We start from the raw sequence: 24,698 nt of genomic DNA on the forward strand, positions 1-24,698 counted from the left end.
GCCCCCTCGGGGGGGCAGCGTATTACAAGAAGTGAAAAGCGTGGGGGGCCATATTCAGCCTCCGATGTAACTCATTTCGATGCGCTTGGCGCTGCCTGCCGCACTCGCGTCTGGCGGCAGCGCGGCACGAATTTCCGAATAGCGGTCAGACCGCGCCTGCCAGATCGGCCCGATGGCCGCTGCAATCTGATCGTCAGCGAAATTGCCGCGTAGCAGGGCTCGCAGGTCATGCCCCTGGCTGGCGAACAGGCATAAAAACAGCTTGCCTTCGGTGGACAGCCGCGCCCGGTTGCATTCGCCGCAAAACGCCTGCGTCACGCTGCTGATCACGCCGATTTCACCGCCGCCGTCCAGATAGCGCCAGCGCTCGGCGGTTTCGCCGCTGTAGTTCGGATCGATGGCGGCTAGCGGGAATTCGGCCTGCAGGCGTTCAATCACCTGGCTGGAGGGCATCACCTCGTCCATGCGCCAGCCGTTGGTCGCGCCCACGTCCATGTATTCGATGAAACGCAGCACCGCGCCGGAATGCCGGAAATGCCGGGCTAGCAGCAGGATCTGGCTGTCGTTGGTGCCGCGCTTGACGACCATGTTGATCTTGACCGGCGCCAGGCCAGCCTGGTGTGCGACGTCAATGCCCTTGAGCACGTTGGCCACCGGGAAATCCACGTCGTTCATGCCGCGAAAGATGGCGTCGTCCAGCGCATCGAGGCTGACGGTGACGCGTTTCAAGCCGGCATCCTTCAGCGACTGGGCCTTTCGGGCCAGCAGCGAGCCGTTGGTCGTCAGGGTGATGTCCAGCGGCTTGCCCTGCGGCGTCTGGAGCCTGGCCAGCATGCCGATCAGCACTTCAAGGTGCTTGCGCAGCAGCGGCTCTCCGCCGGTGAGCCTGATTTTTTCCACCCCGTGCGCCACGAAAATTTTCGCCAGCCGGGTGATTTCCTCAAAGCTCAGCAGCGAGCTTTGCGGCAAAAAGGCATAGTCCTTGTCGAAAATCTCGCTCGGCATGCAGTAGTTGCAGCGAAAGTTGCAGCGGTCGGTCACGCTGATGCGCAGGTCGCGCAGCGGCCGGCCCAACGTGTCGCTGAGCAGCCCGGTCGGCGCCAGCAGGTTCGCCGGAATAGCCGGTATGCGGCTCGCGTAACGCAGGTCTGCCAGGGGAATGATCTTGCGCGGTATGTCTGTCATAGTAAAAAAGCCTCGGGGGGAGAATTTACCCTATCGTTCCGCTCAGGCTTTTCGCCGCCGGCTTTATCCACGGTGGATACGCGTGATCGGGGTGAAGCAGGTCAATGTATTGCGTCTTTTTCTCAGACACAGCGGGCGCCATCCACCTCCAGGCACACGCCGCTGATGAAGTCGGCCTCGTCGCTGGCCAGGTACAGCACCGCATTGGCCACGTCCAGCGCGGTCGAAAAGCGCCCCAGCGGAATGCTGGCCCGGAACAGGGCCTTGCGGTCCTCATCGAGCGGCCCGCCGGCAAAGTCGGCTGACAGGCCGGTGTCGGGGTTGAACACCGGATTGACGCAGTTGACCCGGATGTTGTCGGGGCCCATTTCGGCCGCCAGCGACTTCGACGTTGTGATGACCGCGCCCTTGGAGCCGTTGTACCAGGTCAGGCCGGGGCGGGGCCGCACGCCGGCGGTCGAGGCAATGTTGATGAAGCTGCCGCCGCCATGGCTTCGGAACACCGGCACGGCATGGAGGGTCGCCAGGTAAATGCTTTTCACGTTGATGGCGTAGCACTTGTCGAAATCTTCCTCGCTCACGTCGAGCGCGGGCTGGTTGCGGTGCGTCCAGCCGGCATTGTTGACCATCACATCGAGCCGGCCGTAACGCTGCACGGCAGCATTGACCAGCGCCTTGACCTGGTCCGTTTTTGTCACGTCGGCGGCAAAGAAGGACGCCGTGCCGCCAGCCTTGACGATGGCGGCGACGACCTTCTCGCCCAGTTCGGCGTTGATGTCGTTCACGATGACCCGGGCGCCTTGCGCTGCCAGCCGCCGGGCGATGCCTTCGCCGATGCCGCCGCCCGAACCGGTGACGATGATGGATTTGTCGTTGACGCGCATGCGTTTGTCTCCTTGTTGTTGACTATCTTTTTAATAGCTGGTTGCGCTTGCCAGCCGTGCGCAAAAGGCATATTTCATTCGTAATTTGCATTTGCCAAAAAAATTTTGTCAGGGATGCGACGCCTCAATGACGTCATGCGCCAGGCAATGCGAAGTATTGATGCGCATGCGCGAAGCTGACCCCGACAGACTACAAATTTTCGCAAGGCAGCGGGGCTGGAGGCAAGTATGGACCTGGAAAATGCGCTGCGACTCAAGCCGCGCTGGCGTCTAGCCATGCCGCATAGCCACCGTCTTCAGCGTGGTGAATCCATACAGCGCCTCGAATCCCTTTTCACGGCCATGACCCGACGACTTCACGCCGCCAAAGGGCAGCTCCACGCCGCCGCCCGCGCCGTAGTTGTTGATGAACACCTGGCCGCTTTGCACGCGTCTGGCCATGCGGAACTGGCGCGCGCCGTCGGCGGTCCAGATGCCGGCGGCCAGCCCGAAGCGGGTGCCATTGGCCAGCTCGACGGCCTCGTCTTCATCCTGGAAGCTCATGGCGCACAGCACCGGGCCGAACACTTCTTCCTGCATCAGCCGGTGGCCGGCCGGCACGTCGCAGAGCAGCGTCGGCGCCTGGTAAAAGCCGCTTTCAGGCGCTTCATCAACGATCTGGCCTTGCGCCACCATCGGAATGCCGGCGACATGGGCATCGCTCAGAAAATCCCAGACGCGCTGCTGCTGGCTCTGGCGGATCAGCGGGCCGACGTCCAGGTCCATCGCCGCCGGGCCGACGCGCAGGTTTTCAAACGCCGTGCCCAGCCGCGCCAGCAGCGGCTCGTAGATTTCCCGTGCCACCAGCAGGCGCGAGCCGGCCGAGCAGGTCTGGCCGGCGTTTTGCACGATGCCGTTGATGATGGCGGGAATGGCCGCATCCAGGTCGGCATCGGCGAACACGATCTGCGGGCTCTTGCCGCCCAGCTCCAGCGTGACCGGGCAATGGCGCTCGGCCGCCGCCTGCTGGATCAGCGTGCCGATGCGCGGGCTGCCGGTGAAGCTGATGTGGTCGATGCCCGGGTGGCGGGCCAGCGCGTCGCCCACTTCATGGCCGTAGCCGGTCACGATGTTCAGGGCGCCGGCCGGGAAACCGGCTTCAGTGGCAAGTTGCGCCACGCGCAGGATCGACAGGCAGGCGTCTTCGGCCGGCTTGACGACGCAGACATTGCCCGCCGCCAGCGCGCCGCCGACGCTGCGGCCAAAAATCTGCATCGGGTAGTTCCACGGGATGATGTGGCCGGTCACGCCGTGCGGCTCGCGCCAGGTCATCACGCTGTAGCCGTCCAGGTAGGGAATCGTCTGGCCGTGCAGCTTGTCGCAGGCGCCGGCGTAAAACTCGAAGTACCTCGCCAGCGCCAGCGCGTCGGCCCTGGCCTGCCGGGTCGGCTTGCCGCAGTCGCGCTGCTCGATCAGCGCCAGTTCCTCGGCATGCTCGGCCACCTTGACCGAAAGGCGCATCAAGAGCCGGCCGCGCTCCACGCCGCTGAGCCGGCACCAGGCCAGTTCCAGGCAGTCGCGGGCGCTGCGCACCGCCACGTCGATGTCATGCGCGGTGCTGCGCTGGATCTCGTCGAACACCTGTCCATCGGATGGGTCCACGACGGGAATGGTCTTGCCGGACAGGGAAGGAACGGAGGCATTGGCGATGTAGTTGAGCTGCATGCGCATGATTTTGCGTGAAAGCTTGGCCGGCGTGTGTCGCGACCTGTAATTCCGGCGAGGCCTGCACGGCTGATTCCATTTCCAGATCAAATCGATATGTCGTTGCTTCGCCTTGCCGTGCTACAGCCTGTTCTCCGGCTTCGCGCCTAATCTCGGATTGATCTGGAAACGGAATGAAGGGGCGGCTTGCGCTGTTTGTGCCGGATGATGCGATTCGAGCCGGCAGGATCTGGTGGCACGTGGTTTTACGGCTTGCTGCCCAGGGCGAAAAAAAAGCCCGCACGAGGCGGGCTTGATGAAAAGGGCTGTGCCCCTGTCAGTCGAAAACTGGCGACTCCACGCCCAGCACCTTGTGCAGTTTCGGGCTGGTGGTGGTGTATTGCAGATGGATTTTCTTGTCCGGGAAGATGAAGGGTGCAGCGCCGAATGCAGCCAGCGCGCATTCATGGAAACCGCTCAGGATCAGCTTTTTCTTGCCGGGGTAGGTGTTGATGTCGCCCACCGCGAAAATTCCCGGAATGTTGGTCGAGAATTTCTCGGTGTCCACCTTGAGCTGCTTGCGCTCGATGTCCAGGCCCCACAGGGCAATGGGCCCCAGCTTGGGTGACAGGCCAAAAAACACCAGCAGGACGTCGAGCGGCACCACGCGCGTGATGCCATCGGCGCCCGTCACCTTGGCGGCCGTCAGCTTGCCGTCCTTCTCGTCGTAACCGGTGACCTGGCCGATGATGAACTGCATCTCGTAGGCGTCGCACAGCTCCTTCATCCTGGCGACGTTCGAAGGCGCTGCCTTGAAGCCGTCGCGGCGGTGAATCAGGATCACGCTTTCAGCCTTGTTCGGGCCTTCGGCGACAAAGTTCAGCGCCCAGTCGAGGGCCGAATCGCCACCGCCGACGATCACCAGGTTCTTGCCGGCAAAGTCGGCCGGGTTCTTGACGCGGTAGAACAACTGGCTGTTGTCGAATTGCTCCAGACCGTCAACGCGCAGCAGCTTGGGCTGAAAAGCGCCCACGCCGGCGGCGATGAAGATCGTCTTGGTGAGGAACTTCGTGCCCTTTGACGTTTCCACGTAGAAACGACCGTCTTCCTGCTTTTCAACCACGCTGACTTCCTGGCCCAGGTGAAAGGTTGCACCAAACGGCTCGATCTGCTTCATCAGGCTGTCGGTGAGTTCCTTGCCGGTGCAGACTGGAATCGCGGGAATGTCGTAGATGGGCTTGTCAGGGTAGAGCTCAATCGGCTGGCCACCAGGGTAGGCCAGCGAGTCGATGATGTGTGCCTTGATTTCCAGCAGGCCGAGCTCGAACACCTGGAACAGGCCGACAGGGCCGGCGCCAATGATGACCGCATCGGTTTCAATGGGGCCGTCGTGCTGGGCGGCGGTGTTGATCACTTCTTGGTTCAGTTGAGGTTCCATGATTTCTTGGCTTGAATTGGGGGAGGGCTCTGGAGCGAGCCTGGCGTCGGCAGTACCCATGTCAGTAGAACCGGTCAGCGAACCAGTTCGGACAGCTTGTTGGTCTTGTCTTTCCATTCATCGGCGTCCGGCAAGGCTTCCTTGCGCTTGGTGATGCTTTTCCAGCCGGGCGCACTGGTCAGGTCGGCATTGATCTTGATGAAATGCAGCTGGTCGGACGGCAGGTCTTCCTCGGCATAGATGGCGTTGACCGGGCATTCTGGAATGCACACGGCGCAGTCGATGCATTCGTCCGGATCGATCACCAGCATGTTCGGGCCTTCGCGGAAGCAGTCCACGGGGCAAACGTCCACGCAATCGGTGTATTTGCAGCGGATGCAGGGGTCGGAAACGACGTGGGTCATGGTGTTATGGGCTGGTCGGTGAAAACCCTGAATTTTAAGGCAATGCCTGATAAAGCCACTTGACTAAACGCATACCTGTGGAAATCAACGGATTCCCAGGTGTTGCGTCAAGAATTGAGGCGTGCTCAGCGATGCAAAAACGCAGGATTGGCGGGTTAAAAAAAGGAGTGGGCTTACAGAACCAGCGCGGCGCCGGATGTCTTGTGCGAGGCGGTATCGACCAGCACCAGCGAGCCCAGGATGCGCGAGCGCACATAAGGCAGCGTCACCAGCGGCTCCTGAAAGCTCAGCTCGACATGGCCGATGGCGTTCGGCGGCAGTTCGCTGGCGTCTTCCTCGGCCAGGGTGTTCACATCGAGCTTGTGAACGATGCGCCTGACCTTGGCCTTGACCCAACGGTGCCCCTGCAGCGCCCAGTACACGCGGCCGGCGACCAAGGGCTCGTCATCCATCCAGGCCATGGTGACCGACACCTCGCGCGACGGCGTGAAGGTATCTGGCGCCAGCAGCCAGTCGCCGCGCGAGACATCGACCTCGCGGTCGAGCACGATGCCGGCGCTGTGCCCGGCCGGGATGGACTTGGGCTGGCGGATATGGTCCAGCACCTGGGCGACGACGGCGGTCTGGCCGCTGGGCAGGATGGTCACGGTCTGGCCGGGCTGCACGCCGCCGGTGGCCACGCGGCCCCAGAAAATGCGCCGTCCCTGCGAGGTGTCGGCCGAGGACGAGAACTTTTCGACCCATTGCACCGGGAAGGCAAAGGCTTCACCGGTTTCTGCCGGCGTGGCGGGCAGGTGTTCCAGCAGGTCCAGGAGCGACAGGCCTTCGTAGCCGCACCAGCCGGGCTTTCCATCGACCACGTTGAAGCCCTTGAGGGCGGACACCGGAACCGTGGCCTTGACCGGGATTTTGGCGGCCCCGGCAAAGGCGGCCAGCGCGGCGCTGATGTTGTTGAAGGCGAGCGTGGCGTCTTCGACCGCATCCAGCTTGTTCACGGCGAACACGATGGACGGCACGCGCAGCAGGTTGACCAGCAGCGAATGGCGACGCGTTTGCTGCAGCAATTCCATCGCGGGATTTTTCCAGTCGAGCTTGGTTGCATCGACCAGCACCACGGCGGCGTCGGCGCTCGATGCCGCCGTGACCATGTTGCGCGTGTACTGCTCGTGGCCGGGCGCGTCGCCGATGATGAACTTGCGGTGCTCGGTGGCGAAGTAGCGGTAGGCGACGTCGATGGTGATGCCTTGCTCGCGTTCGGCCGACAGGCCGTCGGTCAGTAGCGCCAGGTCGGTTTCGCCTGCGCGCTGCACGCCCGCCAGGTGATCGACCAGCACCGCTTTGGAGTCCACCAGCAGGCGGCCAATCAAGGTGCTCTTGCCGTCATCAACCGAGCCGCAGGTGATGAATTTCAGCGCCGATTTCAGGTCAGTATTGCCGTTAGCGCTTGATGTGCTTGGGTTTTTAGCTATTAAATCAATAGTAGTCATCAGAAGTACCCGTCTTTCTTGCGCTTTTCCATCGAAGCGTCTGAGGTTTTGTCGTCCATGCGCGTGGAGCCGCGCTCGCTGACATCGGCGGCCAGCGTCTCGATCACGATTTCAGCGGCGGTGGCGGCCAGGCTGTCCACCGGGCAGGTGCAGGTGATGTCGCCCAGGGTGCGGAAACGCACGGTCTTTTCAACCACATCTTCGCCTGCGCGGGCCGGGGTCAGCTCGGTGACGGGCACCAGCAGGCCCTTGCGCTCGACGATTTGGCGCGGGTGCGCGTAGTAGAGCGAGGGCAGGGCGATGTGTTCGCGCTCGATGTACTGCCACACGTCGAGTTCGGTCCAGTTGGAGATCGGGAACACGCGGAAATGCTCGCCGGGCTGCAGCCGGGTGTTGAACAGCGTCCACAGCTCGGGCCGCTGGGCCTTGGGCTGCCACTGGCCGAAGCTGTCGCGGTGCGAAAAGATGCGCTCCTTGGCTCTGGCTTTTTCCTCGTCGCGGCGCGCGCCGCCGATCAGCGCGTCAAAGCGGAATTCGTCAATCGCCTCCAGAAGCGTGACCGACTGGTGCGCATTGCGCGGCTCGTCCGGGTGGGCCAGGCGCACGGTGCCGCGCTTCATCGAATCCTCGACATGGCGCACGATCAGCTTTGCGCCCAGTTCCGTGGCACGCAGGTCGCGGAAATCGGTCACTTCCGGAAAGTTGTGGCCGGTGTCGATCATCAGGAGCGGGAATGGAATGCGGCCTATGCCAAACGCTTTTTCGGCACATTTCAGCATCACCAGCGAATCCTTGCCTCCCGAGAACAGCAGCGCCGGGCGCTCGAAGGCCGCGGCGACTTCGCGCAGGATGAAGATGGTTTCTTCTTCCAGAGCGTCGAGGTGGGAATTGCTGAGCTTGGCCAGCAACTGGGGTTCATTCGTCATGTTGGTCACGTTCAGGCGGGCGTTCATGCTTGGATTTCTCGGATGGGGATGATGCTGGAAAGCGGTTCGAACGCGGCGGGTTCCTGCGCTTCGTGGGTGCCGTCGGCGGCGACGTGCAGGCCGCATTCCTTGGCGCTTTCGTTTTCCCACCACCAGCGGCCGGAGCGGAAATCCTCGCCCAGCGTCACGGCGCGGGTGCAGGGCGCGCAGCCGATGCTGGGGAAAAACTGGTCGTGCAGCGGGTTGTAGGGAATGGCGTTGACCGAGATGTAGTGCCAGATGTCGCCCTGGGTCCATTCGACCAGCGGGTTGACCTTGGCGCGCTCTGCTTGCAACTCGATGTCATGCACTTCGGCCCGGGCGGCGGACTGTTCGCGGCGCAGGCCGGTCAGCCAGCCCTTCTTGCCGTCCAGCGCGCGCGCCAAAGGCTCCATCTTGCGGATGTGGCAGCACTGCTTGCGCAGGTCCAGGCTCTTGTACATCGCCTGCGAGCCGTTTTCTTCGACAAAGGCGGAGGCTGTGTCGGCGTCGGGGTGATAGACATCGACCTTGAACGGATAGCGTTCCTCGATGCGGCCAACCAGCGCCAGGGTCTCAAGGTGCAGCATGCCGGTGTCGAGCACGAAGATGCTGGCGCTCGCGTTGTCAAGGCCCGCCTCAATCATCAGGTGCGTGATGACCATGTCCTCGCAGCCCAGGCTGGAGGCCTGCGCCAGCGGCGAATAGTCAAGGGCGGCGGTCTTGATCAGCGCCAGGCTGTGCGCGAGTTTTTGCGCAAAGTCGGGCGATGGCCTGGCGTAAAGGGAAATGGCGCTCATGCGTTTTCCTTTAAAACGGTGGCGGCGGTGATGAAGTGGGGCTGGATGTCCACCGCGTCGCCCTGGTACTTGCCGACTTTGTTGCCGGGGTAGGCGGCCAGCACGCGCTCGGCGATGGCCATGTCCTGGTCGGCGCGCAGCACGGCCACGTCAAAGCCGCTGCGCTCCATCTGCGCCAGCTGGTCCACCAGCACATCGCCGGTGGCGCGGATTTCGCCCTTGAAGCCGAGCCGGCGGCGCAGCAGAAAAGCCTGGCTGAACGAACGGCCGTCGCTGAACTTGGGAAAGTTCAGGTCGATGCGGTCCACGCCTTCGAGCGCAAGCTCGAAAGGATTGGCGTCGTTTGCCAGTTCAACGGTATTTTGGCCTGTTTCGCCCGTGGTGTGGGCGTTGGCAGCTATTAATTTCATAGTCATTGAGTCGTGTAAGGTGCGATGGAGCGCTTCAGGCGGCGCTGGCTTCGGCAGCGTCAACGCGGCTGGCGCTGAAGCGCGCGCCGTTCGCGGCCGCCTTGAACGGGTCGGCGCCCACACGGCGCAGCGTGGCAATAAAGGTTTCGCGGCCTTCACGCTGCTGGCGGTAGGTGTTGAGCACCGCTTCGATCACCTCGGGCACTTCAGCCGCCGAGAACGACGGGCCGACCGCCTTGCCGGCCAGCGCCGGGCCCGACAGGTTCGAGCCATCCGAGCCGCCGAGCGACACCTGGTACCACTCCTTGCCGTCCTTGTCCACGCCCAGGATGCCGATGTGGCCGCTGTGGTGGTGGCCGCAGGAGTTGATGCAGCCGCTGATGTGCAGGTCGATCTCGCCGATGTCGTGCAGCTCGTCAAAATCCTGGTAGCGCTCGGTGATGGCTTCGGCAATCGGCAGCGAACGCGCATTGGCCAGCGAGCAAAAGTCGCCGCCCGGGCAGGCGATCATGTCGGTCAGCAGGTGGATGTTGGCCTTGGCCAGGCCGGCCTGGCGCGCGGCGCGCCACAGGTCGGGCAGCGCATCGGCATGCACCCACGGCAGCAGCAGGTTTTGCTCGTGCGTCACGCGGGCTTCGCCGGCGCTGAAGCGGTCGGCCAGGCCGGCGGCGATGTCGAGCTGGTCGGCCGTCGCATCGCCCGGCGCCTGGCCCAGGCGCTTGAACGACAGGGTCACGGCGCGCAGGTCGGGGTTCTGGTGCGGCGCCACGTTTTGCTGCAGCCAGCGGCTGAAGGCGGTTTCGTCTTCAGCGGCGATGGGCTGCACGCCCTGCGGCGCGCTGTCCAGCTTGGGCGCCACGAAGCAGGCCGCCACCCGGTCGTATTCGGCCTGCGTGATGGTGTGCGGGCCGCCATCGTGCCCGATGATCTGCTGGTATTCGGCTTCCACCTCGTCGATGTACTTCTGGCCTTCGGCCTTCACCAGTATCTTGATGCGCGCCTTGTAGATGTTGTCGCGCCGGCCGTAGCGGTTGTACACGCGCACCACGGCTTCGAGGAAGTTCATGATCTGGTCCCACGGCAAAAACTCGCGGATCACCGTGCCGATGATCGGCGTGCGGCCCATGCCGCCGCCCACCAGCACCTTAAAGCCCAGTTCGCCCGCTTCGTTGCGCAGCAGCTGCAGGCCGACGTCGTGCCAGCCGATGGCGGCGCGGTCTTCACTGGCGCCGCTGATAGCGATCTTGAACTTGCGCGGCAAAAAGGCGAACTCGGGGTGCAGCGTGCTCCACTGGCGCATGATTTCGCCAAACGGGCGCGGGTCGGCGATCTCGTCCACGGCAATGCCGGCGCGCTCGTCGCTGGTGATGTTGCGGATGCAGTTGCCGCTGGTCTGGATGCCATGCATGTCCACGCTGGCCAGCAGGTCCATCACGTCGGCCGACTTGTCGAGTGGAATCCAGTTGTACTGCACGTTCTGGCGCGTGGTGAAGTGGGCATAGCCCTTGGTCAGCACGGTATGCACCGACTGGCCGTTCTTCAGCGCCACCGGCCCCAGCTTGTCCTGCGTGGCCTGGGCGTCTTGAAGCATCGCCGCATCGGGCTGGTCATAGTCGCGGGCAATCTTGGCCAGCACGCGCAACTGGGCGCTGGAGAGTTCGCCGTAAGGCACGGCCACGCGCAGCATGGGCGCGTAGCGCTGCACATACCAGCCGTTTTGCAGGCGCAGGGGCTTGAATTCGTCTTCAGGCAACTGGCCGTTTTGCCAGCGCGTCAGCTGGTCCCGGAACTGGCTGGCACGGGCTTTCACGAACTGGCGGTCAAATTCTGTGTATTGGTACATGGAGAGTGAGGGACAAATGAAAGTCGTTGGAAATTAGATGGAAATGAGCTTCATGCCGGCATAGGCCAGCAGCATGGACAGCAGCGAGCGGATCACCCGGTCAGACGTCCTGCGCATCATGTGCGCACCGAGCCAGATGCCTGGCAGCGAGCCGGCCAGCAGCTTGAGCAGCAGGGGCCAGTCCACCGAGCCGATGGACGCATGGCCCAGGCCCGCCACCAGCGTCAGCGGCACCGCATGGGCAATGTCGGCCGCCACGATGCGCGGCAGGGGAAGTGTAGGGTAAAGCAGCATCAGCACGATCACGCCGATGGCGCCGGCGCCGACCGAGGTCAGCGTGACCAGCGTGCCAATGACCGCGCCGAACAGAATCGGCAGCGCCCAGTGCCGCGCGCGCGTGGCTTCGGCGATTTGTTCAGGCGCAATGTGCGTGGGCGGCGCCTTGCCACGCACCACCTTGTAGAAGGTGGCGCCGGCCGTCAGCAGCAGCGCCAGGCCCAGCGTCGTCGTCATGATGGCCTGCGTCGCCGGATTGGCCGGGCCTAGGCGTTGCAGGAAATACAAGGTCAGCAGCGCGGCCGGAATGCTGCCCAGCGCCGTCTGTCCGACGATTTTCCAGTCCACGATCCTTGCGCGCGCCAGGCTGACCGTCCCGCCCATCTTGGTGAACGCGGCAAACAGCAGGTCGGTGCCAATGGCCAGGTGCGGCTTGACGCCAAAGACGAAGATCAGCAGCGGCGTCATCAGCGAGCCGCCGCCCACGCCGGTCAGGCCCACCACGATGCCAACGACGAAGCCGGCAAATATAAAAGCGAAATCATGCATAAGGGCGAAAATGTAACGGTGTTGCTTATGAAACCAAACAACAGTTTTGTTCTGCCTTTATGCGAATAAGCATATTCACCAGTCCGCATGCGGGTTGGGCGAGTTTTTTGGTGACCTGCAGCCCGGATTCCATCGTATGACCATGCATGACAGTGCGCGCAAGGCGGCTTGTCCGCTGTACAGTCACTTGCTTCCGGGGCGGCCGCGCTTGTGCAGGGCCGCCATCCGACGACCCGATTGCTTTACTTCTGGAGAAAACCTTGACATTCATGAAACCTGCCTTGCTGGGCGGTATGTTGCTGGCCACAGTCCTTTCTGCGCATTCAGCCTCCGATCAGCCCATCAAGATTGGGGAAATCAACAGCTATTCGACGATTCCGCAGTTCACCCTGCCTTACCGCCAGGGCTGGCAGCTCGCCGTCGAGGAAATCAACACTACCGGCGGCCTGCTGGGCCGCAAGGTCGAGGTGATTGCCAGAGACGACGCCGGCAAGCCCGAGGAAGCGCTGCGCCACGCGATTGAACTGACCTCGCGCGAAAAGGTCGATGTGTTGGCGGGCGGCTACCTGTCCAACGTCGGCCTCGCGCTAGCTGACCATGCGCAGAAAAACAAGCGCATTTACATCGCCAGCGAGCCGCTGACGGACGCCATCGTCTGGGACAAGGGCAACCGCTACACCTTCCGCCTGCGCCCCAGCACCTACATGCAGGCCGCCATGCTGGTCGAGGAAGCCGCGAAAATGCCCGCCAGGCGCTGGGCGACGATTGCGCCCAACTACGAATACGGCCAAAGCGCCGTCGCCAGCTTCAAGGAATTGCTCAAGGCCAGGCGTCCCGACGTGGAGTTTGTCGGCGAACAGTGGCCCGCGCTGGGAAAGCTCGAAGCCGGCACCGCCCTGCAGGCCACGATGCAAAGCAAGCCCGACGCGATTTTCAACGTGACCTTTGGCGCCGACCTGGCCAAGCTGGTGCGCGAAGGCAACCAGCGCGGCATCTTCCCCAAAGTGCCGGTGGTGTCGATGCTGTCGGGCGAGCCCGAATACCTCGACGTGCTGAAGGACGAAACGCCCAAAGGCTGGATTGTCACCGGCTACCCGTGGGACCAGATCGACTCGCGCGAGCACGCCAGCTTTGCCGCCAACTACTACCGACGCTTCAAGGAATACCCGAAGGTCGGCTCGGTGGTCGGCTATTCGACCATGCAGGCGATTTTTGCCGGCATCAAGAAAGCCAATTCGACCGACAACGAAAAGCTGGTCGCCGCGCTGCGCGGCCTCAAATTCAGCACGCCGTTCGGCCCGGCCGAATTCCGCGCCATCGACCATCAATCAACCATGGGCGCCTACGTCGGCAAGCTCGACCTGCGCGGCAACAAGGGAACGATGGTGAACTGGCGCTATGCCGACGGCAAGGCGTATCTGCCAAGCGATGCGTATGTGAAGGCGCGCCGCCCGGCCGATGCCATGAAGTGAGGTTTGCTATTGAATAAATAGCTGCTTGCGCTTGATGGGCATGCGCAAACGGCACTTTTTACTTAAAATTTTTCACACGGGACGTGACATCAGCGATTTGGCCCGTCGCGCCTGCGCCAACTGGCGCAGGCTTAGGTCGGCACTGGGCTTTCTAGAAAAGCACGCGGCTGCGAATGGTTCCTGGAACAGTGGCCAGCTTGGCAAGCGCCATGTCGGAATACGCTGCATCAATGTCGATCACGACGTAACCGACTGCTTCATTGGTCTGCAAGTACTGCGCAGCGATGTTGATGTGGTTGTCGGAAAATACCCGATTGATTTCAGACAGCACGCCCGGCACATTGCGGTGAATATGCAGCACACGGTGTTTTCCGGGATGCGCCGGCAAGGCCACTTCCGGAAAGTTGACAGAAGAGGTCGATGTGCCGTTGTCACTGTACTTCACCAGTTTCTCGGCCACCTCGATGCCAATATTGGCCTGCGCCTCCATCGTTGAGCCACCGACGTGCGGCGTCAGGATCACATTGTCCAGGCCGCGCAAGGGTGATTCGAACATGTCCTTGTTGCTGCGGGGTTCGACCGGAAAAACATCGATCGCGGCGCCCAGCAGTTTTTTCTGTCGCAGGGCGTTTGCCAGCGGTTCAATTTCGACCACCGTCCCACGCGAGGCATTGATCAACACGCTGCCGGATTTCATTTGATCAATCTGCGCGGCACCCATCATCCATTGCGTTGCCGGGGTTTCGGGAACATGCAAGGTCACGACGTCTGACTGCGCCAGCAAATCCTTCAGGTTGCCGACCTGCTGTGCATTGCCCAGAGGCAGTTTGGTCACCACATCAAAAAACACCACCCGCATGCCAAGTCCCTCGGCCAGCACCGAGAGTTGCGTGCCAATCGAGCCGTAGCCCACGATGCCCAATGTCTTGCCGCGAATCTCATAAGCATTTTCTGCCGACTTGAGCCAGCCGCCCCGGTGCGCCACCGCACTTTTTTCAGGCACGCCGCGCAGCAGCAAGATAGCTTCTGCCAGCACCAGTTCGGCCACCGAGCGGGTATTGGAAAACGGCGCATTGAAGACGGCAATGCCGCGTTCGCGTGCCGCTGTCAGATCGACCTGGTTGGTGCCGATACAAAAGCACCCGACTGCCGCAAGTTTTGATGCATGCGCAAACACGTCCGCAGTCAGCTGCGTGCGCGACCGGATGCCGACAAAATGGACATCTGCAATCTTGCGCTTGAGCTCATCGTCAGGCAAGGCGCCTGCCAGACTTTCAATCTGCGTGTAGCCCGCCGCCTTCAGCACATCAACGGCCGAAGGATGAATGCCTTCCAGCAGGAGAAATTTAATTTTATTTTTATCAGTTGACGTTTTGAGCATAAAAAATTCCGCTTGTGTAATGGGTACGGACGACAGTATGAATCGTCATGCCGTCGTCGGTCTGCTTGTGCGCGCTTGACCCCGATGATTACCGGTTTGCTTGAAAACCCTTCCGGTCGCTTGCCGGTCGGTTGCCGTTCCAGCATGGGTTCGGCTGGCGCCAGCGTAAAACATCGTCCGAAATGCAGGCAGCGTCAAAAGGCCTTAAATATGACGCTATAATTTGAGGCTAGATTCCTCAATAGCTCAGTTGGTAGAGCGCCGGACTGTTAATCCGTAGGTCCCTGGTTCGAGCCCAGGTTGAGGAGCCAGATAAGCCGCACAGGCACTGAAAAGCCCGCTACAAAAAAGTAGCGGGCTTTTTTTTGCGATGGCTGAACCGCCACGCGCCATGGGTTTCCATGTCAAATGATCGCGGTTCTGAAACCCAGCCCGGATGTGTCTGCCAGTGCCCTGGCTTGCTCATTCCGCCAAGGCTGGCTCCAGTTCAACCACTGGTACCGGTGTCCGGATCAAATGGTCAAAAGCGCTCAATGCAGCCTTGGCGCCATCACCGGCTGCAATGATGATCTGCTTGAAGGGTACGGTTGTCGCATCGCCTGCCGCAAAAACGCCTGGCAGTGATGTCTGGCCCCTTGCATCCACCACGATCTCGCCATGCTTTGACAATTCAACCGTTCCCTTGAGCCAGTCGGTGTTGGGAATCAGACCAATCTGGATAAACACGCCTTCGAGTTCAACCTTGTGCAACTCGCCAGTCGAGCGGTTTTTGTACGCCAGGCCGTTGACTTTCTGGCTGTCGCCGGTGATTTCAGTCGTCTGGGCATTGGTGAACACGGTCACGTTCTTCAGGCTGTGCAGCTTGCGCTGCAGCACGGCATCGGCACGCAGCACGCTGTCGAACTCGATCAAGGTGACGTGCCCGACGATGCCTGCCAGGTCAATGGCCGCCTCGACGCCTGAATTGCCGCCGCCTATCACCGACACGCGCTTTCCCTTGAACAGCGGGCCGTCGCAGTGCGGGCAGTACGCGACGCCTTTGTTCTTGTATTCATGCTCGCCTGGCACGTTGATGTTGCGCCAGCGCGCGCCCGTGGAAATGATGACCGATCTGGCCTGAAGGGATGCGCCACTTTCAAGCTGAATCTCGATCATGTCCGTGCCTGGACCGGCTTTGCTGACCAGTGCCTTGGCACGCTGCAGGTTCATGATGTCTACATCGTAGTCACGCACATGCTGCTCAAGCGCGACGGAAAACTGCGGGCCTTCGGTATGCTGGATCGAAATGAAATTTTCAATGCCGAGCGTGTCAAGCACCTGGCCGCCAAAACGTTCGGCCACGATACCGGTACGAATACCTTTGCGCGCTGCGTATACCGCTGCAGCGGCGCCGGCTGGACCACCGCCAACGATCAGCACGTCGAATGGCGCCTTGGCGGCGATTTTCCTCGCCTCGCGCTCGACCCCGCTGGTGTCGATCTTGGCCAGTATCTCTTCCAGGCTCATGCGGCCCTGGCTGAACTCCGTGCCGTTGAGGAACACGGTCGGTACCGCCATGATCTGGCGTTCCTTGACCTCGTCCTGGAACAGGGCGCCGTCGATCATGGTGTTCGTGATGCGCGGGTTCTGGACGGCCATCAGGTTGAGTGCCTGCACCACGTCGGGGCAGCTATGGCAGGTCAGCGAGACATAAATCTCGAATTTGAAGTCTCCATCAAGCGCGCGAATCTGTTCCAGGATCGCTTGATCGACCTTGGGCGGGTAGCCGCCAATTTGCAGCAGGGCCAGGATCAGCGAGGTGAACTCGTGGCCCATCGGCAGTCCGGCAAATCGCGGGCCGTGATTTTCGCCGGGGCGATTGATGGAGAACGACGGCTTGCGGTGGTTGTCGCCCGTGCTTTCGCTGACCTTGACCAGTGCCGACACATCGCTGATGTCTTTGAGCAGTGACTGCAACTCGCTCGACGCCTTGCTGTCGTCAAGCGATGCGACGATTTCGATAGGCGCCGTGGCGCGTTCGATGTAGCTTTTAAGCTGGGCTTTTGTGCTGGCGTCGAGCATGGCGGACCTGCTTTCAAATGAAATTGGGAAAAAAAAGCCCGGGTGCAATTGCGCCCGGGCCGTGGCGCAAGCGCGGGTGTTTAAATCTTGCCGACCAGATCGAACGAAGGCTTCAGCGTCTCGGCGCCTTCGGTCCATTTGGCAGGGCAGACTTCACCGGGATGTGCCGCCACGTATTGCGCAGCCTTCACGCGGCGCAGCAGTTCTGCGGCGTCGCGGCCGATACCGTTGTCATGAACTTCGATGGTCTTGATCTTGCCTTCGGGATCAATCACGAAGGTGCCGCGGTAGGCCAGGCCGGCGTCTTCGCCTTCTTCAATCATGACCTGGAACGCACGGGTCAGCTTGCCGCTCGGGTCGCCGATCAGCGGGTACTGGACCTTGCCGATGGTGTCGGACGTGTCGTGCCAGGCCTTGTGGGTGAAATGGGTGTCTGTGGACACGCCGTAGACTTCAACGCCGAGCTTCTGGAATTCAGCATAGTGGTCGGCCAGGTCGCCCAGTTCGGTGGGGCACACAAAGGTGAAGTCAGCCGGGTAAAACACCACGACGGACCATTTGCCCTTGAAGTCGTCGTTGCTGACGGGAACGAACTTGCCGTTGTGATAGGCCGTGGCTTTGAACGGGATGATTTCGGTATTGATCAGGGACATGGCTTGCTTCCTTCGGGTGGGTTAAAAATCTGACTCAGACGATAGTTTATATCTCATGAATAAATAAATAAAATAGCTATTTTCTATTGACTGAATTGGCGCTGGCTATTCCGCAATCGAGGCATCGTGCGCTGTCCCGCTGGCGTTTCAAGGGAAGGCACTGCGAGAAACCAGATTTTTAAGAAAAAAAGCTGCTTTGCGCAATACAGTCGGGCATCAATAGCTATGTAAATGATAGTGAGATATTGTTTGCGGATCGTGGTGATGCGCAGGAATCAGTACTCCAGCCGTTCAGGCTTGATTTCCTGCAGGATCGTAGTGGCAATTTCTTCGATGGACTTGGTCGTGGTCGACAGCCAGCGAATGCCTTCGCGCCGCATCATGGCTTCGGCTTCATGAATTTCATGGCGGCAATTGGCCAGGCTGGAATAGGTCGAATCAGGCCGGCGCTCGTTGCGTATCTGGCTCAAGCGTGCCGGGTCGATGGTCAGGCCAAAAATCTTTTTGCGGTGCGGCACCAGTGCTGGCGGCAGCTGCCTGCGCTCGAAGTCTTCAGGAATCAAGGGGTAATTTGACGCTTTCAGCCCGTACTGCATCGCCAGGTACAGGGTCGTCGGCGTTTTGCCGCTGCGGCTGACGCCGACCAGAATCACGTCCGAACCCGCCAGATCCCGATGGCTTTGGCCGTCGTCGTGCGCCAGCGAGAAATTGATCGCCTCGATCCGGTCGTCGTAAGCCTTGCTTTTGGAGGCATCCGAAAAACGGCCGACCCGGTGGTTTGACTTGATGCCCAGTTCGCTTTCCAACGGGGCGACAAACATGCCAAACATGTCCAGCAGCATGCCGTTGCATTGCGCCTTGATGACGGCCAGGATGTCCATGTTGACCAGCGTGGTGAAAACGATGGGCCGCTTGCCTTCCAGATCGCCGGTGTGGTTGATATGGCGTATGGCCTGATGTGCCTTGTCGACGGTGTCGATGAAGGGCAGGCGGACGTGGCGGGGATTGATCTCGAACTGGGCCAGGATGGCGTTGCCAAAGGTTTCAGCCGTGATGCCAGTGCCGTCGGAGATGAAAAACACGGTGCGATTGGACATGATGCTCGATTCGGTCGAATGAAAAAGCGAAGGAACGCAGGCCGGGTGACAGCCCCCTACAATCGGGCCAATTATCCAGTTTATGGTCCGGTGCGCCGCATTAGCCCTTAAAAAGAACAACCAGGTTGAACGCTGCATCGGACCGGTATCGCCGATTTTTAACCTCCCGGAGTATTTTTATGTCTGACTTGTTTGACGCGACCGCCCTGGTTGTGCCGTTTGAAAACCTGAGGATGACCGATGTCGATTCGGTCGGCGGCAAGAACGCCAGCCTGGGCGAAATGATCTCGCAACTGCCCACCGGACCGCAGGGTGTGCAGGTGCCGACCGGCTTTGCCACCACGGCGCATGCCTTTCGCGAGTTTCTGGCCTACGCCGGGCTGGATAAAAAAATCAATGCAGTGCTCGACGCCCTTGATACCGAAGATGTGCGCGCGCTGGCCAAAGCCGGTGCCCAGATTCGCGAATTGGTCGAGGCACAACCCTTTCCCCCTGAATTTGAGCAGGCCGTGCGCACCAGCTTTGCCAGCTTGAGCGCGGGCAACCCTCAGGCCAGCTTTGCCGTGCGATCTTCGGCCACGGCAGAAGACCTGCCTGACGCGTCGTTTGCCGGTCAGCAGGAAACCTTCCTGAACGTGGTCGGTATCGAGGATGTGCTGCACAAGATGAAGGAGGTGTTTGCTTCCCTCTACAACGACCGCGCCATCAGCTACCGTGTCCACCAGGGCTTTGCCCATGCGGACGTGGCACTTTCGGCTGGTGTCCAGCGCATGGTGCGCAGTGACCTGGGCGCTGCCGGCGTGATGTTCACCATCGACACCGAAAGCGGGTTCGAGGACGTGGTGTTCATCACCTCCAGCTATGGCCTGGGCGAAACCGTTGTGCAGGGCGCCGTGAACCCGGACGAGTTCTATGTCCACAAGCCCATGCTCAATGCGGGAAACCGCGCGGTCATACGCCGCAACCTGGGCTCCAAGCTGCTGCAGATGGAGTTCACCACGGCCGAGGAAAAAAAATCTGGTGGCAAGCTGGTCAAGACCACCGATGTGCCGATTGAATTGCGCAACCGCTTTTCATTGACTGACGCCGACGTCGAGCAGCTGGCACGCTATGCGGTGATCATTGAAAACCATTACGGCCGCCCAATGGACATTGAATGGGGCAAGGATGGCCTTGATGGCGAACTGTACATCTTGCAGGCGCGTCCGGAAACCGTGAAAAGCCAGGCCAAGGGCAAGGCTGAGCAGCGCTACAAGCTCAAGGGAACCGGAACCGTGCTGGCCGAGGGCCGCGCGATTGGCCAGAAAATCGGCACTGGCCCGGTCCGCATCGTGCATGACATCCGCGACATGGACCAAGTACGTCCGGGCGACGTGCTGGTGACCGACATGACCGACCCGAACTGGGAGCCGGTGATGAAGCGTGCCAGCGCTATCGTGACCAACCGCGGCGGGCGCACCTGCCATGCGGCCATCATCGCGCGTGAACTTGGCATTCCGGCCGTAGTGGGCTGTGGTGATGCCACCGAGCAACTGAAGGACGGCATGCTGGTGACGGTGAGCTGCGCCGAAGGCGACACCGGCACCATCTACGACGGCTTGCTGGAAACCGAAATCACGGAAGTGCAGCGCGGCGAGATGCCACCCATAGGCATCAAGATCATGATGAATGTGGGCAACCCGCAACTGGCGTTTGACTTCTGCCAGATTCCGAATCAGGGCGTGGGCCTGGCGCGGCTTGAATTCGTGATCAACAACAACATTGGCGTGCATCCGAAGGCGATTCTGGACTATCCGAATGTCGATCCAGACCTGAAAAAAGCAGTCGAAAGCGTGGCGCGCGGCCATGCGTCGCCGCGTGCGTTTTATGTTGACAAGGTGGCTGAAGGCATTGCCACCATAGGCGCGGCCTTCTGGCCCAAGCCGGTGATCGTTCGCTTGTCTGACTTCAAGTCCAACGAATACCGCAAGCTGATTGGCGGCTCGCGCTATGAGCCCGAAGAAGAAAATCCAATGCTGGGCTTTCGCGGCGCGGCGCGCTACATCAGCACCGATTTCCGCGAAGCCTTTGCCATGGAGTGCGAAGCGCTCAGGCGGGTTCGCAACGACATGGGGCTGACGAATGTCGAGGTCATGGTGCCATTTGTCCGCACGCTGGGGCAGGCCAGGGCCGTCACGGAGTTGCTGGCCGAGCATGGGCTCAAGCGTGGCGAGAAAGGCCTGCGCATCATCATGATGTGCGAAGTGCCGAGCAATGCGGTGCTGGCCGATCAGTTTCTGGAGTTTTTCGACGGCTTTTCCATTGGATCGAACGACCTGACCCAGCTGACGCTCGGCCTGGACCGCGATTCGGGCCTGGAGATTCTGGCCAAGGACTTCGACGAGCGCGACCCGGCCGTCAAGGCGCTGCTCAGCCTGGCTATTTCAGCGTGCAAACGGCAGGGGAAATACGTGGGAATTTGCGGCCAGGGCCCGAGCGACCATGCGGACTTTGCCCTATGGCTCAAGGAGCAGGGGATTGGTTCGATTTCGTTGAATCCTGACACCGTGATCGAGACTTGGAAACGTCTGGCTGATTGATCTTTTTCAGCCGGCCGCACAAGGGAAAACCCTTTGGCGGCCGGTGCAGGTCGTGTCAGTCATATGCGCTTCGCTGGATGACAATCGGCGGGTCCTGTTCTTACATCTGCGGCCCGTCATGTTGATTGTTGTCACTGCCTTCAAACTGATTGCGGAAATCGCGCTCCTCGCGCTGTGCGGCCAATGGCTGCTGGGCTGTCTGTGTGGCGCAGGCCGCAATGGCAATCCTTTTTACGCCTTGCTCCGGTTGCTGGGGCGCCCCTGGATTCGGGTGGCTCGCTGGCTTTCGCCTCGGATGGTGCTGGATCGCCATCTGCCGCTGGTTGCCTTTTTCTTTTTGCTGATCGTCTGGGGCGTGGCAAGCATGGCCAAGGTTGGCATCTGCCTGCGGATCGGTGTGGACTTGTGCAAGTGATGCGTGTGTTCAATCAGCATCTTGTCTGTCTTCTTTTGAAAGCGCAGGCGCTGGCGCTGCTGGCATGTGGCAAGCACGCGAAGGCGCTTCCCCGGTTCGACCGGATGCTGGTCCTTGTGCCAGCAGACCGCTATGCGCTGTCCAGCCGTGCCCATGTGCTGGTGCAGCTCAACCGGCTTGATGAATCAATTGTGAACCTGCAACAACTCACCCGCATCGCGGGCTCGAAGGAGCAACTGGGCGCGGCCTGGTTCAATCTGGGCTATGTCCTTAAGCAGAAAGGCCGACATGGCGATGCTGTTTGCGCCTTTAAACATGCCGTTGGATATTGTCCTGGCATGGACCAAGCCTGGTATGGCCTTGCCCTGGCACTGATTGAGCAGGGCAGGCTGCATGAAGCCAGGAATATGCTGATAAAAACAACGACTCTGCAACCCATGGCTCCCCATGGCTGGTACCGGCTGGGACAGGTTGAACTAGCACTGGGAGCGCCAGAAAAAGCCCTTCAGGTGGTTGATCGCCTGCGGCAGTTTGAGCCGAGGGTGGCCGCGCAACTCAAGCGCGACATTGGAGTGGATGTGCCTTTTTTAAATCGTCAGCGAGATGGAGCTGCATATGACGATGCCCGCTGACCTGCGCCGTCGCTATTGGCGCAAAACCCTCTTGGTGACCGTTTGGCTGTTAATCGTCTGGTTTGTCACCACCTTTGGCGTCGTCTATTTCGCGCGGTTTCTGAACTTCACCTTTTTTGGCTGGCCGTTCAGTTTCTGGATGGGCGCGCAAGGTTCCTTGCTGATCTATGGCTTGGTGGTGGGTTTTTATGCCTGGTACATGAACAAGCTTGATGCCCAGCATGGCCTTGAGAACAAGGACGACTGAGCATGGACGGTTTGCCGGGTCGCCGCGAAGGATTTTCGCACTCGAAAAAGGGCTTTAAATCCCAATTGGATCGCATCTATTTATGGTTCACGCTCGGCGTGGTCATTTACGTATTTCTGCTCGGGGGGCTCGAACGCTTGGGCATGCCACACTCCTGGATCGGCCTGACCTTCCTGTTGTCAACCATTGCCCTGTATGCCGGCATTGGCATGCTGACCCGAACCACCGATGCCACCGAATATTATGTGGCCGGCCGGCGCGTCCCGGCCATTTACAACGGCATGGCGATAAGCGCCGACTGGATGTCGGCGGCTTCCTTCCTCGGGCTGGCGGGTACCCTTTACCTGACGGGATACAGCGGGCTGGCGTTCATCATGGGGTGGACGGGCGGCTATTGCCTGGTGGCTTTGGTGCTGGCCCCCTACCTTCGCAAGTTTGGGCAGTTCACGATTCCGGATTTTCTTGGCGAGCGTTATGGGGGCCACCTGCCAAGGTTCATAGGACTGACCGCAGCCATACTCTGTTCGTTCACCTATCTGGTCGCGCAGATTTACGGCGTGGGGCTGATCACCTCGTATCTCACCGGCATTGCTTTTGAACTGGGTATTTTTCTTGGGGTAGGCGGCATTTTGGTCTGTTCGTTCCTGGGAGGAATGCGCGCGGTGACGTGGACACAGGTGGCGCAATACATCATCTTGCTGATTGCCTACCTGATTCCGGTGGTCTGGCTGTCGGTCAAGCAGACCGGCATTCCGGTTCCCCAAGCGATTTATGGCTACCAGCTTGAGAAAGTGACAGCCAAGGAAAAAGAGCTGGCCACTGATCCCAAGGAACTGGAGGTTCGCGCCATTTTCAGCCAGCGCGCAGAAGCACTGGCTGAAAAGATGAAAAACCCGGCGCGAGCCATGGCTGCCGACCGATTGGCTGCCACCCAAAGGCTGGCAGCGCTCAAGGCCGGCAATGCATCGGTGGCTGATATTTCTGCGGCGGGCAAGGCATTGGCGGCCCTGCCGAAAGATGAGGAGACAGCGCTTCGTGAGTGGTCTGTTGCCAAGGCCGCAGACGAAATCAAAAGCCAGCCTTTGAACGGCATGCCTGCCCATGCAGCGCAGTTCCTGGGTAATCCCGAGGGCACGCCTCAGGAACAAGCGCTTTACGACCTGTCAAGGCGCAACTTCCTGGCTCTGGTTTTTTGCCTGATGGTCGGAACATCGGCCTTGCCGCACATCCTGATGCGTTACTACACCGTACCCAGTGTCCGTGAAGCGCGGCAATCGGTGACTTGGTCCCTGTTCTTCGTTTTTCTTTTGTACTGCACCGCGCCGGCGCTGGCCGTATTGGTGAAGTACGAAATTTTCACCGTGCTGGTCGGAACACCGTTTGACCAGTTGCCCGCATGGGTTCATGAGTGGAACAAGGTCGATCCGGCGCTGCTCTCCGTGGTCGATGTCAACCGGGACAATCTTCTGCAGCTCAACGAAATGACGATAGGCGGCGACATTGTGGTGCTGCTCACGCCCGAACTGGCCGGATTGCCCTACGTTATTTCAGCGCTGGTTGCCGCAGGCGGACTGGCCGCTGCGCTGTCTACCGCTGATGGACTGCTGCTGGTCATTGCCAATGCACTGGGGCATGACCTCTACTACAAGATGATCGACCCGAATGCCTCGACCGTCAGCCGCGTCACGCTGTCCAAAATACTGCTGCTGGTGATGGCCTTGCTCGCAGCCTATGTAGCGGCACAGAAGCCCGCCGATATCCTGTTCCTGGTGTCAGCGGCTTTTTCGTTTGCCGGCGCATCTTTCTTTCCGGCCCTGAGCATCGGTATTTTTTGGAAACGCGCGACCGGCACGGCCGCGACGATGGGAATGATTGCGGGTCTCAGCGTCACGACCTACTACATGGTGGTCAATCAACCCTGGTTGCGCGACACCTTTGGCATCAGTTCTCCAGTTCAGCTCTGGTGGGCAATCGATCCCATATCGGCCGGCCTGTTTGGCGTGCCGGTTGGTTTTGTCGTGATCATCCTTGTGAGCTTGGTCACCAAGCCGCCCAGTCAGGATATTCAGGCACTCGTGGACTACATTCGCTATCCCGACCTTCAAGTCCACGACCGGTCCTTTGCCGCATCACCAGGCCGTCAAGGCAGGGCTGCGCCAAAGCAAATGCCTGACGGGCTATAATCATGGGCTTCGCCTTGCTGCACCCAAAACCTTTTAGGTTTGACGCTGGGGCAGCTTTAATCAACCAAAAGGAGA

21 protein-coding genes and 1 tRNA gene are annotated in these 24,698 nt (G+C 60.6%); 7 read left to right on the top strand and 15 right to left on the bottom strand.

The genetic code is table 11. The features are described from left to right. Positions 1 to 54 precede the first annotated feature (54 nt). The 11 genes from moaA to EC86_RS0104355 form a co-directional block, all read right to left on the bottom strand. Positions 55 to 1,185, bottom strand: a complete 1,131-nt coding sequence (gene moaA, locus EC86_RS0104305; protein ID WP_029524453.1) for a GTP 3',8-cyclase MoaA — start codon at positions 1,183 to 1,185, stop codon at positions 55 to 57. 122 nt (positions 1,186 to 1,307) lie between these two features. After that, positions 1,308 to 2,069 (bottom strand): SDR family oxidoreductase, encoded by a 762-nt coding sequence (locus EC86_RS0104310; RefSeq protein WP_029524454.1) that lies wholly within the window; start codon positions 2,067 to 2,069, stop codon positions 1,308 to 1,310. A gap of 270 nt (positions 2,070 to 2,339) precedes the next feature. Next, entirely contained in the window at positions 2,340 to 3,773 is a 1,434-nt protein-coding gene (locus tag EC86_RS0104315; protein WP_029524455.1) for an aldehyde dehydrogenase family protein, read from the bottom strand. A gap of 316 nt (positions 3,774 to 4,089) precedes the next feature. After that, on the bottom strand, positions 4,090 to 5,190 hold the full coding sequence (locus tag EC86_RS0104320; protein ID WP_029524456.1) for an NAD(P)/FAD-dependent oxidoreductase: 1,101 nt from the start codon (positions 5,188 to 5,190) through the stop codon (positions 4,090 to 4,092). A gap of 74 nt (positions 5,191 to 5,264) precedes the next feature. Further along, a complete protein-coding gene (gene fdxA, locus EC86_RS0104325) occupies positions 5,265 to 5,594 on the bottom strand; it encodes a ferredoxin FdxA (protein WP_029524457.1) in 330 nt (109 codons plus the stop codon). Between the two features lie 173 nt (positions 5,595 to 5,767). Continuing rightward, a complete protein-coding gene (locus EC86_RS0104330) occupies positions 5,768 to 7,081 on the bottom strand; it encodes a sulfate adenylyltransferase subunit 1 (protein WP_029524458.1) in 1,314 nt (437 codons plus the stop codon). Further along, positions 7,081 to 8,007: a sulfate adenylyltransferase subunit CysD gene (gene cysD / locus EC86_RS0104335; protein ID WP_408633914.1), complete on the bottom strand. Its 927-nt coding sequence runs from the start codon at positions 8,005 to 8,007 to the stop codon at positions 7,081 to 7,083. Before cysD ends, EC86_RS0104330 begins: the two co-directional genes overlap by 1 nt. A gap of 23 nt (positions 8,008 to 8,030) precedes the next feature. Next, a complete protein-coding gene (locus EC86_RS0104340; RefSeq protein ID WP_029524460.1) occupies positions 8,031 to 8,825 on the bottom strand; it encodes a phosphoadenylyl-sulfate reductase in 795 nt (264 codons plus the stop codon). Further along, the gene (locus tag EC86_RS0104345) at positions 8,822 to 9,235 is read right to left on the bottom strand and encodes a DUF934 domain-containing protein (RefSeq protein ID WP_029524461.1); all 414 of its coding nucleotides are present in this window, start codon (positions 9,233 to 9,235) and stop codon (positions 8,822 to 8,824) included. Before EC86_RS0104345 ends, EC86_RS0104340 begins: the two co-directional genes overlap by 4 nt. A gap of 34 nt (positions 9,236 to 9,269) precedes the next feature. Further along, on the bottom strand, positions 9,270 to 11,078 hold the full coding sequence (locus EC86_RS0104350) for a nitrite/sulfite reductase (RefSeq protein WP_029524462.1): 1,809 nt from the start codon (positions 11,076 to 11,078) through the stop codon (positions 9,270 to 9,272). Between the two features lie 33 nt (positions 11,079 to 11,111). Continuing rightward, complete coding sequence (locus tag EC86_RS0104355; RefSeq protein WP_029524463.1) at positions 11,112 to 11,903, bottom strand: sulfite exporter TauE/SafE family protein; 792 nt, start codon at positions 11,901 to 11,903, stop codon at positions 11,112 to 11,114. Between the two features lie 293 nt (positions 11,904 to 12,196). On the opposite strand from EC86_RS0104355, the gene EC86_RS0104360 reads away from it, so the two are divergent. After that, positions 12,197 to 13,375: an ABC transporter substrate-binding protein gene (locus EC86_RS0104360; RefSeq protein WP_232229953.1), complete on the top strand. Its 1,179-nt coding sequence runs from the start codon at positions 12,197 to 12,199 to the stop codon at positions 13,373 to 13,375. A 151-nt stretch (positions 13,376 to 13,526) separates the two neighbouring features. Here EC86_RS0104360 and serA read toward each other — a convergent pair whose 3' ends face one another. Next, complete coding sequence (gene serA, locus EC86_RS0104365) at positions 13,527 to 14,756, bottom strand: phosphoglycerate dehydrogenase (RefSeq protein WP_029524465.1); 1,230 nt, start codon at positions 14,754 to 14,756, stop codon at positions 13,527 to 13,529. 235 nt (positions 14,757 to 14,991) lie between these two features. Between serA and EC86_RS0104370 the strand changes: the two genes are divergently transcribed. Continuing rightward, positions 14,992 to 15,067: transfer RNA gene (locus tag EC86_RS0104370), tRNA-Asn, on the top strand. A 151-nt stretch (positions 15,068 to 15,218) separates the two neighbouring features. On the opposite strand, the gene ahpF is transcribed toward EC86_RS0104370, so the two are convergent. From ahpF to ppsR, 3 genes are all read right to left on the bottom strand, one after another. Next, on the bottom strand, positions 15,219 to 16,817 hold the full coding sequence (ahpF, locus tag EC86_RS0104375; protein ID WP_029524466.1) for an alkyl hydroperoxide reductase subunit F: 1,599 nt from the start codon (positions 16,815 to 16,817) through the stop codon (positions 15,219 to 15,221). 80 nt (positions 16,818 to 16,897) lie between these two features. Continuing rightward, positions 16,898 to 17,470 (bottom strand): alkyl hydroperoxide reductase subunit C, encoded by a 573-nt coding sequence (gene ahpC / locus EC86_RS0104380; protein ID WP_029524467.1) that lies wholly within the window; start codon positions 17,468 to 17,470, stop codon positions 16,898 to 16,900. Positions 17,471 to 17,745: 275 nt separating this feature from the next. After that, positions 17,746 to 18,567 carry a posphoenolpyruvate synthetase regulatory kinase/phosphorylase PpsR gene (gene ppsR, locus EC86_RS0104385; RefSeq protein ID WP_029524468.1) on the bottom strand — a complete coding sequence of 274 codons (822 nt, stop codon included), beginning with the start codon at positions 18,565 to 18,567 and terminating at the stop codon, positions 17,746 to 17,748. A 179-nt stretch (positions 18,568 to 18,746) separates the two neighbouring features. Here ppsR and ppsA point away from each other — a divergent pair, with 179 nt between their 5' ends. Genes ppsA through EC86_RS0104410 form a run of 5 tightly spaced genes read left to right on the top strand, consistent with a single transcriptional unit; the run spans position 18,747 to position 24,623 of the window. Further along, positions 18,747 to 21,146 (top strand): phosphoenolpyruvate synthase, encoded by a 2,400-nt coding sequence (gene ppsA, locus EC86_RS0104390; RefSeq protein ID WP_029524469.1) that lies wholly within the window; start codon positions 18,747 to 18,749, stop codon positions 21,144 to 21,146. Positions 21,147 to 21,198: 52 nt separating this feature from the next. Further along, positions 21,199 to 21,561, top strand: a complete 363-nt coding sequence (locus EC86_RS0104395; RefSeq protein ID WP_232229789.1) for a hypothetical protein — start codon at positions 21,199 to 21,201, stop codon at positions 21,559 to 21,561. Next, positions 21,561 to 22,193: a tetratricopeptide repeat protein gene (locus EC86_RS0104400; RefSeq protein WP_051675715.1), complete on the top strand. Its 633-nt coding sequence runs from the start codon at positions 21,561 to 21,563 to the stop codon at positions 22,191 to 22,193. Before EC86_RS0104395 ends, EC86_RS0104400 begins: the two co-directional genes overlap by 1 nt. Further along, positions 22,177 to 22,440: a DUF4212 domain-containing protein gene (locus EC86_RS0104405; protein WP_029524472.1), complete on the top strand. Its 264-nt coding sequence runs from the start codon at positions 22,177 to 22,179 to the stop codon at positions 22,438 to 22,440. The genes EC86_RS0104400 and EC86_RS0104405 overlap by 17 nt, the downstream gene beginning before the upstream one ends. Before the next feature lie 2 nt (positions 22,441 to 22,442). After that, positions 22,443 to 24,623, top strand: a complete 2,181-nt coding sequence (locus EC86_RS0104410) for a sodium:solute symporter family protein (protein ID WP_029524473.1) — start codon at positions 22,443 to 22,445, stop codon at positions 24,621 to 24,623. Positions 24,624 to 24,698 lie beyond the last annotated feature (75 nt).

It is taken from the genome of Polaromonas glacialis (assembly GCF_000709345.1).
GTDB lineage: Bacteria > Pseudomonadota > Gammaproteobacteria > Burkholderiales > Burkholderiaceae_C > Polaromonas > Polaromonas glacialis.